This window comes from Pseudomonas sp. IB20, assembly GCF_009707325.1.
Taxonomy (GTDB): Bacteria; Pseudomonadota; Gammaproteobacteria; order Pseudomonadales; family Pseudomonadaceae; genus Aquipseudomonas.
Map to the genome: position 1 here is coordinate 2,627,748 of NZ_CP046103.1, position 12,116 is coordinate 2,639,863.

Genomic DNA, 12,116 nt, shown 5'->3' on the forward strand with positions numbered 1-12,116 from the left:
AGATGCGTATCTTGGTCGTTGAAGATGAAGCGAAAACAGCGGATTACCTCCGTAAAGCCCTGACTGAATCGGGCTACGTGGTTGAGGTCGCCTTGGATGGCCTGGAGGGCCAGTATCTGGCGCAGGAAAGTGAGTTCGACTTGATCATTCTGGACGTCATGCTGCCGGGCCTGGACGGATGGCAATTGCTTCAAATTATTCGTCGCAAGTGGCAAACCCCGGTGCTTTTTCTTACCGCGAGGGACTCTGTGGAGGATCGGGTCAAGGGGCTTGAGTCAGGGGCCGATGATTACCTGGTCAAGCCTTTTTCCTATGCCGAGTTGTTGGCACGCGTACGTACCCTGCTGCGCAGGGGGCCGCCCCGTGAGGTCGAGCAGTTCTTGGTTGCAGACCTGAGCCTGGATCTGTTGCGACGTAAGGTTACGCGTCAGGGTGAACGCCTGACCCTGACCAACAAGGAATTTGCCCTGTTGCACCTGCTACTCAGTCGGGAAGGGGAGTTGCTATCGCGCTCGTTGATTGCCTCACAGATCTGGCAGATGAACTTCGACAGTGATACCAATGTGGTCGATGTCGCCATCCGACGACTGCGCGCCAAGGTTGACGATCCTTACCCGCTTAAATTGATACACACCGTGCGTGGCATCGGCTACATGCTTGAGGTGCAATCCTGAACCTGTTTCCGCGTGCCCTGAGCTTGCGCCTGGCGGTCATGTTCGCGTTAGTCAGTGCGCTGCTGCTGGGCACCATTGGTTTCTATCTATATCAGTCGTTACAGCGAGAAATCGCATGGCGCGATGACCAGGCCCTGCTTGGGCGCCTGGAGCGCATGCAGGCGTTGATCAACGACAGTGTCAGCATCGAGCAACTCAGAAATCGGTCCAAGCTCTACGAAAACATGCTGGGCAATCGCGACAATCTGCTGTGGATTGTCGATGACACTGGCCAGGTGCTGATCGAGATCAACCCCGTAAGCATGAGCTTGCCCAAGTTACCTGCCGCAGCCCAGGCTCAGCTCGGTGACGGCCACTCTTCAGTGTCGGTGCGGTTTGCCTGGCAGCATGTCATGCAGGGTGGTCGCGGCTTGACCCTGATCGCTGGCAAGTTGTTGAGTGAGCGCGAGCAGATGCTGGGCGCTTACCGACTCAAGCTTTGGCTCGCGATGTCCCTCGGCGCGCTGCTGGCTTTTGTGCTCGGTGGGTGGGTCAGTCAGCGAGGCTTACGACCTGTGCGCCTGCTGGCAAAGCGCGCTGCCGCAATTGATGTACACCATCTGCATCTGCGGCTGGATGAGTTCAACGAACTGAGTGAACTGCAAGCGCTCAGCCAAGCGCTTAATAAAATGCTTGCACGCCTTGAAGACGGGTTCGCCCAGCTATCACGATTCTCAGAGGACCTCGCCCATGAGATGCGTACCCCGCTCACTAACCTGATGGGGCATACCCAACAATCCCTGAGGTATGGTCGTTCAATCGAGGACTATCAGAACCTGTTGGTTTCCAATCAGGAAGAGTATGAGCGTCTAGCGCGAATGATCGACAGCATGCTGTTTCTCGCGCGTACTGAGCAGTCGCATGCATCTGTAAGTGATGAGTTCATCAACCTGCACGATCTAGTAGGGCAACTGTGTGAGTATTTTGAAGGCGTGGCGCAAGAGCGTGATGTCACGCTAATCAATCAAGCCCATGATCAGTTGCGGGCTGACCCGGCCTTGATCCGTCGAGCATTGGCTAACCTGCTCGCCAACGCACTGCGTTATGGGGCTCGCGCTGCGCCCGTGACGATTAGCAGTGTGATGTGTGAGGACAGGATTGAAGTCACTGTGCACAACCAAGGCCAGCCGATTTCAGCGCAACATCTACCTCGACTGTTTGAACGCTTTTACCGGTGCGACCCGTCACGCAATCAGCCGGACGATTCTGGTGGCTTGGGGTTAGCGATCGTTCGCTCAATCATGCACCTGCATGGCGGCCGGGTGACCGTAGATAGCAGTCAATCAGGAACGCGCTTTCGCTTGGAGTTTCCTATTCGAAAAGATTGAGTGGTCTTGTAGTCACTGTCGCTAGACAACTGGCAGAACCTTAGGATCTATTCGAAAAGCTCATCTACCTGTAAAGGCATGGGATGCAACCCTGTTAAGTTCAGGTGATGAGTGTTGGAACGCGTAGGCGCGCCCCACGCTTAGACTCGAAAAAGTTCTGTACGTAGCTGCGCCTGGGCAGCAGAGGCTTGGGCTGGCATCCCGGTAGCAATGATCGGTAATAAACGCGGAGCATACCTAGGAAGGGCAGATACGTCATTTAAATAGGGGCAATGACGGGTGTTAATAAGCGGCTTTAACTCGGGGTTTTGGGGACCCTCAGGCATAAATTCAGATAGAGTTCACCAATGCCTACATCAATCATTAGCTGAAGAATGAATCGTCCTCTGTTTGTTTCTCTGGATGGGCCCAAGGGCACCGGCAAAACCACGCTGTTGGAAGCCGTCACGAAAGCCCTGAGGGCAGGCAACAAAAAGGTGATCCGCTGCGAGAAAAAAGCGATCCCTATCGGCGTGAAACCATGACCCTCGTTAACCAATCGTCAGAAACCCCACCCGGGATTTGGAGTTGGGTGTGTGGCGCTTTGCGATAGCCGTGCCTGGATTCCAACGTACTCTAAACAGCCACCGGAGCATCTCTGATTGATCGCTGGTACCCTCGATGCGCGTTTCGCCGATGTCGTTTGCAGAATTCTCAGTTAAATTGATCGAAAGTCAGTGCCGACCTGCATGTCGGGTTGTCACCGCCCCTGATATTTCATGGGCGGGCGCGACGACGGCGGGGCTGAGCAGTACGCTGGAGAACAGTCGCGTGTACGCAGGCGTTCGAGCGGCGATCGACAAGGCTGGGTTTATGCCGTAATGAAGAACGATTGAAGACGCAACGCGGCAGGTGGTTTCTGAGATCTATCGCGTCCTTCAATGATTGCCGGGGAGGTAAACCAAGAGGAAATTAGTGGAATTGGGGAAGAATCAGCCGCGTTTTTCAGAAAGTTCCTAAAGAAATCTGTCGAATGATACTCATATGATATTTCTCCTTTACAGCAGCTAGAGCGTCACTTGATAATCGGGCGATATATAAGTTTTCTTCATCGACGAAGGCTAGCTCGGCGTTGCTGACCTCCCGACTTGGTATATCGTTTCGATACACCAGCCTAACGGCACTGATCTCTAATAGTCTGTCTGGTGTTGGCCGTTATCTGCCTGATGCCTATGGCGGCTATTCAGGTCGGAGGTATGGGCCGAATGGGGTCCAATGGTACATAAATGGTACGAGATAAAGATAAATCAGCTGTAGGCCTTTGTTTTAAAGGCTCTTTGGTTCAGTAGTTCCAATCCATCACCGGGACGGGAGAGGGGAGCGGTTTGTAAGGGCATTGGGGATCTGAGTTAGCGAGACGAATGGGGCGCAGTTTATCAGGGATGGGTCTTGGGTGTCGGGGAGGCGTGTTCCTCGCCATTCACCACTTTGAACGGGGGCGTTGCCGTGTGTGGAATTCGCGGGCCCTGCTCTTGAGTGCCAGAGATTGGGGAACAACTAAACGACATTTCCTGCGTCGGTTGGCGTTGCAGCTTTGCGATCCTGCTTCCACGTTTCCCACGTCCTTCCGATATTCTTGTCGTGGAAATTCCAAGACTATGAATAGTCAGTAATGTCCACTTTTGGCCCAGCGTGTGTAAAAGCGCGCTGATGCACTGTCGGCGCGTAGCGCAGAAGGCTGTTAGCTGAGTAATTGCTCGCAAAAAGTCCTGCGGGTCATCACTAGGGCCTGGGAGCCCCAACGTCACTTCTACCGTGCTGGGTGGCCAAAATAAAGACCTCTTCAGGCCGACAGCGCCTTCATTAAACAGCGGGTGCCGAGAGTTTTCATGACCCGCTTCAGGTAGGCGAGTACGTTCAAGCTCATCTGCGCACTTACTCCGTTCAGCTTTCGTGTCAGGAAATGCGTGGCGCCCCTCCATTGTTTGAGTATCCCGAAGGGATGCTCGACCTTGCGCTTGCGGACTCGCCTCATGTCCGGCGCGTTGCTCAGTCTGGCTTTATACCTCTCGTTTCAAATGGTGCAGTTATTCTATTAATTCAGGGGGTGGGCGGTCTCAAGGACCAAGTGCAACACCTGATGTAAGGTGTTGCCATGCCAACGAAGTACACACATCTCAGCACTGAGCTAGACCACGGCGCCAAACAAGTGCCCCACCAGCGCCGTAATCCCCATGGCCAGCGCCCCCCAGAAGGTCACCCGCCAGGCGCCGGTGATGACTTTGGCTCCGCCGGCGCTGGCGGCGATGGCGCCCAGTGTTGCGAGAAACACCAATGACATGCCCGATATCCAGGGCACCACGCTGTGCTCCGGCGCGACAAACGTCACCGCCAGGGGCAGGGCGGCACCCACCACAAAGCTGGCGGCGGAGGCCAGGGCGGCCTGCAAGGGTTTGGCGGTAAGGGTGGCGCTGATACCCAGTTCGTCCCGGGCGTGCGAACCCAACGCATCATGGGCCATCAATTGATCGGCCACCTGATGCGCCAGTTCGGGTGATACGCCACGATGCATGTAGATGTTGGCGAGCTCGATGTGTTCGGCTTTCGGGTCACTGGCCAACTCGGCCCGTTCGCGGGACAAATCGGCACGCTCGGTATCCGCCTGGGAGTGCACGGAGATGTATTCGCCGGCGGCCATCGACATGGCGCCGGCCATCAGCCCCGCCATGCCTGTGACCAGCAACGTGGCGTGGCTGGCGTTGGCGGCGGCCACGCCGATCAGCAGGCTGGCGGTGGAGACAATCCCGTCGTTGGCCCCCAGGACGGCGGCGCGCAGCCAGCCGATACGATCACTGCGGTGGGATTCGGTGTGTCTGTGCATGAATTTCATGGTTGAGCGCGACTCACTGTCATTGGGCGGTTCATATCGGGCGGGTTTCAATCTGCGCCTGCAACTGGCCGCCGACAATGGATATTTCCTTGAATTGTTGGCCGTCGCGCAGCACGAACAGCGCGTCCATCCCGCGTTCCTGTGCCAGACGTGGCCCTTCGGTTTCACCCAGCACCATCAGCGCCGTGGCCCAGGCATCGGCGAGCATGCACGAAGCAGCCACCACGGTGACGGCGGCGAGCGGGTTGCACAGCGGCGCGCCGGTGGCCGGGTTCATGGTATGAGCATAGGCTTGACCGGCCACGTCGACCCACTGTCGGTAGTCCCCGGAGGTCGCGATCGCGACGTCGCCAAGCTCCATCACACCCATGACTGCACGCACGCCCCGGTCAGGCTTTTCCACCGCCACGGTCCAGCACTGGCCGTCGGGTTTGACGCCCCGGGCACGCATCTCGCCATCGATGCCGACCAGGTAGCGGGTGATGCCAAAACCTTCCAGGCAACGGGCCAACTCATCGACGCCAAACCCCTTGGCGATGCCATTCAAATCAAGGTGCAGCGGCGCGCGTTTGCGCACCTGATTACGTAACGGGTCGACCACCAACGCGGCGCTGGCTGACAGCCGGGTGCGCGGCGGCATCGTCGCGAGCGCCTGTTCTGTAACGGTCGGTTCTGCGGGGCCGAACCCCCAGGCATTCACCAGATCACCGACGGCAATGTCGAAGGCGCCGCCGGATTGCTGACTGACACGCAGTGCCGCTGACAGCACCGTTGCCAGTTCCTGGGGCACCGAAATCCATTGCTGCTCGGGGGCAGCATTGAGGCGGTTGAGGTCCGAATCGGGTTTCCAGGTGGACATTTGCTGGTCCACCTGGGCCACCGCGCACGCCAAGTGAAGACCCACTTCGTCGGTATCTATTCCGGCCCCGGCATAGAACAGGGCAGTGTAGCGGCTGCCCATGGTTTTGCCGTTCAGGCTGTAGCGCTGCAACTCAGTAGACGTCTTCACGGTAGCGTCCTTGTGCCTTGAGGGTCAGCACCGTCAGGTTGAGAGGTGCCAACACCTCATCGAGGGCATGCATCACGCCTTTTGCCATTTCGCGACTGCCACACACCAGCACCTGGGCGCCTTTTTCAATCAGTCGACGCAGGGCCTGGGCATCGCCGATCAGCCGGTCTTGCACGTAGCAGCGGTCTTGAACCTGAGAAAAGGCCGCGCGCAATGCTGTCAGGCGCCGGTCGGCCAGGTACTGCTTGAGTTGCGGCTCGTAGAGGAAGTCCGAGGCCGGGTTGCGCCCGCCCCAATACAAGTGCATTGGGTGGTGGGCCGTGTTGTTGCGGATAAAACCGGCCAATGGACCGATGCCGGTACCGGCACCGATCAGGATCACCGGGTGCGTGCCCGACGCCGGGCGAAATTGCGGGTTGGGCTGGATAAACGCTTCGATCGATGCTCCGATGTCCAGGCCATGAAGGAATTCCGAGCACACGCCACCGTTGTGTTTGCGCACGCAGATTTCCAGCACGCTGTCCTGCGAACCGCTGGCCAGCGAGTAAAAACGGGGGATCGGACTGCCCGGAGGCACAATCCCGACCAAGTCACCGGCCAGGAAGTCCGGCAGCGCATCGGGTGCCTTGAAGCGCAAGACGTGGGTCGGTGCGTTCACCTGTTCGCCATAGACGATGCGCTCTGTCAGCAGCAATGGATGGGTCTGTGGCCGCTGCGGGGCATGGACCAGTGTCAGGTCATGTTTGAGCACGTCGCCCAGCGCGTGGCCCCAACGTGCAAACTCCTGAGAGGATTGGCGGTTGACGGTTTCCAGCCCCAATAACGGTGAGCCACCGGCCTGCAACATCGCGTCCTGCACCTGATGGGCGAACTGACAGAACTGCGCAAACTGGCGGTCACCAAAGCCCAGCACGGCGAAGGGCAGGCCGGGCTTGAGACCGGTTTTTGCCAGCCGCGCCATGAACTGCGAAGCCGAGGCTGGCGCGTCACCGTCACCGTGGGTCGCTGTGAGGATGATCACGCGTGGGGCGCTGCGGTAGTCGTTGGCGTATTGATTCATCGCCGCGCTATGCACTCGGTGTCCGGCCAGGTGCAAGGCGTCATGCAAGGTCTTGGCAAAGCCCCAGGTGCTGTTGTTTTCACTGCCCACCAGAATCACGCTGTCGGCAGAGTGGGCAGGGCTGTTGTGGCGGATGTTCGGGCTCGCCTTGCGCCGGCGCCACCACAACAGGAGGCCGGTGACGCTCATCAACGGCACACAGAGGGCGCAGAGCCCAAGCGGCAGGCCCAGCCACCACAGGCCTTCACCGGTGTGCAGCTGATAGATCAATTCATAAAGGTTGTGCATCGAGTCGTCGGCCTGGTATGACAACAAGGCGCCGCTGGCCTGATCCACGTAGCCGTCGCCCTGGGCGGTGCGCAGGGAAAACACGTCCTTCGGGTTGCCGGGACTGGGGTAGACCAGCTCGCGCAGGTCATTCAGGTCTGTGGCCTGCAAGGCTTGCAGGCTCGCCACTGGCAAGGCCGGCCCGGCACTGACGTGGGCGGGGAAAGCGGGTTCATTCTGACTGCCGTCGGCGATAAAGCCGAAGGTGGTGGCGGACATATACAGCCCGCTCAAGGCCGACAGCAGCAGCCCGAGCAAGGCCAGTCGCCCGACTTCAGCATGCCAGCGCTGGTTGAAGGTGCCGCGCAGTGGCCGCAGCAGGTTGCGCCAGCCACCCAGGCGCCGGACCAGCAACAGCGCTCCGGACACTGACAGCATCAGCATGAACAACGCGCCGACACCCGACACCCCATGGCCCGGTGTGCCAAGGAACATCGAGCGGTGCAGCTCTTTCACCCAACGCGTGAACGCGGAGGGTGCGTAAGGCGCTAGGCCTTCGCCAGTCAGTGGGTCGACCGTTTCAGCTCCGGCCTGCCCGTTCTGGTTGTAGTAGACGATGACCGTCCCGGACGCTGTGCGCTGGATCTGCTCCACGCCCGGGAAGTGATTGGCCACACGCCCGGCCAATTGACCGACGGTGAGTTGCCCGGCCGCGGTGGGGGTGTTGTGCAAGCGTTCCAGCGCCGGGTCGACCGACAGGATCGCGCCGCTGATGGCCAACAGCATGACCAACAGGGCGGCGATCAGGCCGGACAGGGAATGGGACTGGCGAAGCATGTTCAGCCTCCAGAAAGGGCAGGTGCTACAAATCGTAAGTAAAGGACTCGACATAGGTGCTGCCGTTCGCCGGCTGGCCTGCGCCCTTGGACGTCAGGGGCACGCTGACATCGACGCGGGCGTCACGTTTGTCCTCGACGGCACTGTCGATGCGGATCTGATACCCGGCATCGATCAGGGTGTCTGCCAGTTCGACGCTGACTTTGAGCGTGCGCCCACTGCCGACACTGGCGCCGCTGACGCCGTCAAACTCGCTCGGGTTCATCCCGCTGCCACGGGCCCAGTCGCCCAGGTGCTTGTAGTACTTGGCCTTCTTGCCGGCCACCCACAGGGTTTTCTGGTATTGGCCGTTGGCGTCGGTTACGTAGATCGCCAGGTAGGCATCATTGCCGCTGTAGTCCTTGAGCTGGGTGGTCAGGGTTACTTCCCGGGCCTGGGCCAACCCCGGCAGGGCAATGGCGCCGGCGAGACAGGTGGCTGCGATGATCTTTTTCATGAGGGTGTCCTTGTGATCGTTAGGTCGAGAGCCTGGACCTGCTTGCTGACAGCAACCTGAATCGCAGGAAAAACTCATCGACGGGTGAGGCGTCATTCGGTGAGTGGGCTGCCGAGATAATCCCTGGCATCGCCGTCGTCGCGGAAATGGATCTCGAGCGTGCGCAGGCGCAGCGATGCCGGTGAGTAGCTGGCTTCGATGGCGTTGCCCTTGCGGTCCAACCCCTTGAGTTCGTAACAACTGTCGTCGACCTTGATGCGTTGTACGCTCCAGCCGTATTGCCGCTCGACCTGCTGTCGCAAAGTGTCGCGCGGTTGCCAGTCGCTCACCGGGTCGCTGCAGTCGTCGTCGGCCCTGGCGAAACCGCTAAGCAGCAGGCTCAACAGCGCGGCATGGGCAATAAAACCTGATTTCATGATCTGTCTCCTGCCGAGGTCGGCGTCTGTGGCATACCCCAAGGTGCATTCCTGACAACCAGCTGAATCTTCAGATTCACGTCAGGTAAGGCGATTAAGGTGCGGCACGACAACCACCACAGGAGGTGCCAGATGCGGGTTTTATTGGTCGAGGACGCCCCAGGGCTGGGGGAAGCGGTGCGCGAACAGATCGCCGATGACGGTCACGCCGTCGATTGGGTGCAGCGCCTGGACCATGCGCGCAACAGCGTGCGCACCACGCCTTACGACCTGATCCTGCTGGACCTGATGCTGCCGGACGGTCGCGGGCTGGATTTCTTGCGTCAGCAGCGCTCGGCGGGGGACGTGACCCCGGTGATTATCCTGACGGCCCAGGATCAGATTTCCGATCGCATCGCCGGCCTCAATGCCGGGGCCGACGATTACCTGGTCAAACCGTTCGACCTGTTTGAACTCTCGGCCCGTGTGGCGGCGGTGGCCCGACGTTACAGTGGCAATCCCAATCCGCAGATCAGACTTGGTGATTTGCAAGTCGACATGAGCGCCCGCACTGTGCAGCGTGCCGGCACCACCGTGGACCTGACGGCCCGCGAATGGGCGCTGTTCGAAGCGTTCGTGCAGCGCCCCAGCGCGTTGTTGTCCAAGTCGCAGCTCGAAGAGCGGCTGTATGCCTTCGGTGCCGAAATCGAGAGCAATACCATCGAGGTGTACATCAGTCGTCTGCGTAAAAAGCTGGGGCGCGATCTGATTGAAACCGTGCGCGGCATGGGCTACCGGTTGACGGCCGCATGAAGTCTTCTTCGAGCCTGCAAAAACGCCTCGGTCTGGGGCTTACCCTGGGCATGACCTTACTTTGGCTGGGCGCGACCGTCGGCGCCTGGCTGGTGGTGCAACATGAGTTGAACGAGGCGTTCGACAGTGCGCTGGAAGAGACCGCACAACGGATCTTGCCGCTGGCCGTGCTGGAGATCAGCAACCGGGAGGAGCCCCGTGAAGCGCAGCACGTTGCGACGTTGAAAATGCACAAGGAATACCTGACGTACCTGGTGCGCGATGCCAGCGGCAAGATCCTGATGCAGTCCCACGACGCCAACCCGAAGATCTTCAGTAAGCGGCCGACTGAGGGATTTTCCACCTCTGAAAAGTACCGCTTGTATGGCGCCAGTGCGTTACGCGAGACGCTGTTCATCGAGATAGCCGAACCGCTTGGCCATCGTCGTGAAGCAGCGCGGGAGGCTTTGTTTGCCTTGTTGTTGCCGCTGTTGGCGCTGATTCCCGTCAGCCTGTTGAGCACCTGGTTGTTCGTGCAGATCAGCCTGCGCAGTGTTTTGGCGTATCGTCGTGCGGTCGAGGCGCGTGGCGTGGGTGATTTGTCGCCGATCAAGGTGGCCCGCCTGCCGGCAGAAATCGATCCATTGGCCGAGGCGGTCAACCACTTGCTGGAGCGCTTACGCAAGGCCCTGGAAGCGGAGCGCAGCTTTACCGCCAACAGCGCCCATGAACTGCGCACGCCACTGGCCGCGACCCTGGCGCAGATCCAGCGGTTACACCACGAGGTGCCCGAAGGCCCGTTGCGGTTACGCGCGGCTAAAATCGAAAACTCGTTGCGCGAACTGGCGCGGCTCTCGGAAAAACTCATGCAATTGGCCAAAGCCGAGGGGGGCGGGCTGCTGTCCGAAACGCCCCAGGACCTTATTCCGTTGCTAGCCCATGTGGTCGATGAGTGGAACCACAGTAGCGGGCACCGGATCGAGTTGCACCTACCAACCCGGACGAGCCTGTACTCGACGATTGACCCGGACGCCTTCGCCATCCTATTGCGCAACCTGATCGAGAACGCTCTCAAATATGGTTCCGCGGATCAACCGGTCGAAGTCAGCCTCAGTGACCAGGCGCTGCTGCGGGTGGTCAATGGTGGCCCGCCGGTACCCGAGGCGGTGTTGCAGCGGCTAACCGAGCGCTTTGTGCGGGGGCACAGCGAAACCAGCGGTTCAGGGTTGGGATTGGCGATTGCACAAACCATAGTGCAGGGCGTCAATGGGAAAATGCGGTTGATATCGCCGGCGACTGGGCGAACGCAAGGATTCGAAGTCTGCGTCTGGTTTGCGCTCGCCTCAACTGCCGACGATTGAAGGTGGTGCCGGACAGTAGCTATCCGTTGTGTGGTATGCCGCAGGTGCGAGCCGAACCAAATCCATGTTTGATTTCCATGCTTTACTTTTCGATTTCTGTGCGCCCGTAGTACTGATCACGAACCCCAACCTAACGTAAACCTTCTCAGCATAGAGACCGTCCCTTTATGGCGCCCGCCGGTTTTAAGTATCGCGCATGTACCCAGATAAGGGTCAAAGATGAGTGAGCCCTGCCCTTGCAATATATCTGTATATTATAACTAAACTAAATGTCTATTTAGTTTAGTTATAATTAGGCGCATCAATAACCACTGGCCGTCGTCATCACTCCACCCACAATCGCAATCCCCGAGCTGCTGCCCAAGCGCGTCGCCCCGGCCTCAATCATCTTCATCGCCGTCGGATAATCACGCACGCCACCGGACGCCTTGACCCCAACGCCCGCGCCCACTGTTTTGCGCATCAGTGCAACGTCCTCAACGGTAGCGCCACTTTTGCTGAACCCTGTGGAGGTCTTGACGAATGCCACGCCCAAATCCCGGCAGATTTCACACGCCTGGACTTTCTGCTCGTCGCTCAGCAGGCAGGTTTCCAGGATGACCTTCAACGGCACTGCGCCGCAGGCTTTGTGGACCCAGTTGATGTCTTCGCGTACCGCGTCTAGCAAGCCCTCCTTCAGCCAGCCGATGTTGAGCACCATGTCGATCTCCCCTGCCCCGGCGGCAATCGCCCGCTCGGCTTCAAACGCCTTGGTGTCGCTCAAGCCGGCGCCGAGTGGGAAGCCCACTACCGCACAAATCACCACGGTCTTGTCGCTCAGGCACGAAGCGGCGTAAGGCACTTGCCCGGAGTTCAGGCACACCGAATAAAAACCGTGCTGCATGGCTTCCTCGCACAAGGTGCGAATCTGCTCACGGGAGGCGTCGGGCGCCAGCAAGGTGTGATCGATGTACTTGGCCAATGCTGCGGGTTGAAGTGTATTCATTTAA

At 59.2% G+C, this 12,116-nt stretch carries 11 protein-coding genes and 1 pseudogene; 5 read left to right on the plus strand and 7 right to left on the minus strand.

Annotated features, from left to right (window positions below; genetic code table 11):
• Positions 1-2 precede the first annotated feature (2 nt).
• From GJU48_RS12050 to GJU48_RS25220, 3 genes are all read left to right on the plus strand, one after another.
• Positions 3-674 (plus strand): heavy metal response regulator transcription factor, encoded by a 672-nt coding sequence (locus tag GJU48_RS12050; RefSeq protein WP_094951075.1) that lies wholly within the window; start codon positions 3-5, stop codon positions 672-674.
• Positions 671-2,041, plus strand: a complete 1,371-nt coding sequence (locus GJU48_RS12055) for a heavy metal sensor histidine kinase (RefSeq protein WP_094951076.1) — start codon at positions 671-673, stop codon at positions 2,039-2,041. Before GJU48_RS12050 ends, GJU48_RS12055 begins: the two co-directional genes overlap by 4 nt.
• A gap of 374 nt (positions 2,042-2,415) precedes the next feature.
• Entirely contained in the window at positions 2,416-2,565 is a 150-nt protein-coding gene (locus GJU48_RS25220) for a nucleoside/nucleotide kinase family protein (RefSeq protein WP_256671234.1), read from the plus strand.
• Between the two features lie 1,298 nt (positions 2,566-3,863).
• Here the strand turns inward: GJU48_RS25220 and GJU48_RS12065 are convergent.
• The 6 genes and pseudogenes from GJU48_RS12065 to GJU48_RS12090 all read right to left on the minus strand — a co-directional run.
• A pseudogene (locus tag GJU48_RS12065) lies at positions 3,864-4,076 on the minus strand (IS5/IS1182 family transposase); the annotation flags it as partial.
• Between the two features lie 132 nt (positions 4,077-4,208).
• Positions 4,209-4,910: a VIT1/CCC1 transporter family protein gene (locus GJU48_RS12070; protein ID WP_094949835.1), complete on the minus strand. Its 702-nt coding sequence runs from the start codon at positions 4,908-4,910 to the stop codon at positions 4,209-4,211.
• 31 nt (positions 4,911-4,941) lie between these two features.
• Entirely contained in the window at positions 4,942-5,919 is a 978-nt protein-coding gene (locus GJU48_RS12075) for an FAD:protein FMN transferase (RefSeq protein ID WP_256589232.1), read from the minus strand.
• A complete protein-coding gene (locus GJU48_RS12080; protein ID WP_094949834.1) occupies positions 5,903-8,083 on the minus strand; it encodes a PepSY domain-containing protein in 2,181 nt (726 codons plus the stop codon). Before GJU48_RS12080 ends, GJU48_RS12075 begins: the two co-directional genes overlap by 17 nt.
• Positions 8,084-8,108: 25 nt before the next feature.
• Positions 8,109-8,579 carry a DUF2271 domain-containing protein gene (locus GJU48_RS12085; RefSeq protein ID WP_094949833.1) on the minus strand — a complete coding sequence of 157 codons (471 nt, stop codon included), beginning with the start codon at positions 8,577-8,579 and terminating at the stop codon, positions 8,109-8,111.
• Between the two features lie 92 nt (positions 8,580-8,671).
• Positions 8,672-8,995: a PepSY domain-containing protein gene (locus GJU48_RS12090; RefSeq protein WP_094949832.1), complete on the minus strand. Its 324-nt coding sequence runs from the start codon at positions 8,993-8,995 to the stop codon at positions 8,672-8,674.
• 132 nt (positions 8,996-9,127) lie between these two features.
• Here GJU48_RS12090 and GJU48_RS12095 point away from each other — a divergent pair, with 132 nt between their 5' ends.
• Positions 9,128-9,787 carry a response regulator transcription factor gene (locus tag GJU48_RS12095; protein WP_094949831.1) on the plus strand — a complete coding sequence of 220 codons (660 nt, stop codon included), beginning with the start codon at positions 9,128-9,130 and terminating at the stop codon, positions 9,785-9,787.
• Positions 9,784-11,127: a sensor histidine kinase gene (locus GJU48_RS12100; protein ID WP_094949830.1), complete on the plus strand. Its 1,344-nt coding sequence runs from the start codon at positions 9,784-9,786 to the stop codon at positions 11,125-11,127. The genes GJU48_RS12095 and GJU48_RS12100 overlap by 4 nt, the downstream gene beginning before the upstream one ends.
• Before the next feature lie 301 nt (positions 11,128-11,428).
• Here GJU48_RS12100 and deoC read toward each other — a convergent pair whose 3' ends face one another.
• Positions 11,429-12,112, minus strand: a complete 684-nt coding sequence (deoC, locus tag GJU48_RS12105; RefSeq protein WP_094952595.1) for a deoxyribose-phosphate aldolase — start codon at positions 12,110-12,112, stop codon at positions 11,429-11,431.
• Positions 12,113-12,116 lie beyond the last annotated feature (4 nt).

Excerpts from the sequence above, each read along its gene's own strand:
- GJU48_RS12095 (WP_094949831.1), top strand. The coding sequence starts at position 9,128 with ATGCGGGTTTTATTGGTCGAGGACGCCCCAGGGCTGGGGGAAGCGGTG.
- deoC (WP_094952595.1), bottom strand. The coding sequence starts at position 12,112 with ATGAATACACTTCAACCCGCAGCATTGGCCAAGTACATCGATCACACC.
- GJU48_RS12080 (WP_094949834.1), bottom strand. The coding sequence starts at position 8,083 with ATGCTTCGCCAGTCCCATTCCCTGTCCGGCCTGATCGCCGCCCTGTTG.
- GJU48_RS12100 (WP_094949830.1), top strand. The coding sequence starts at position 9,784 with ATGAAGTCTTCTTCGAGCCTGCAAAAACGCCTCGGTCTGGGGCTTACC.
- GJU48_RS12070 (WP_094949835.1), bottom strand. The coding sequence starts at position 4,910 with ATGAAATTCATGCACAGACACACCGAATCCCACCGCAGTGATCGTATC.
- GJU48_RS12050 (WP_094951075.1), top strand. The coding sequence starts at position 3 with ATGCGTATCTTGGTCGTTGAAGATGAAGCGAAAACAGCGGATTACCTC.
- GJU48_RS12085 (WP_094949833.1), bottom strand. The coding sequence starts at position 8,579 with ATGAAAAAGATCATCGCAGCCACCTGTCTCGCCGGCGCCATTGCCCTG.
- GJU48_RS12090 (WP_094949832.1), bottom strand. The coding sequence starts at position 8,995 with ATGAAATCAGGTTTTATTGCCCATGCCGCGCTGTTGAGCCTGCTGCTT.
- GJU48_RS25220 (WP_256671234.1), top strand. The coding sequence starts at position 2,416 with ATGAATCGTCCTCTGTTTGTTTCTCTGGATGGGCCCAAGGGCACCGGC.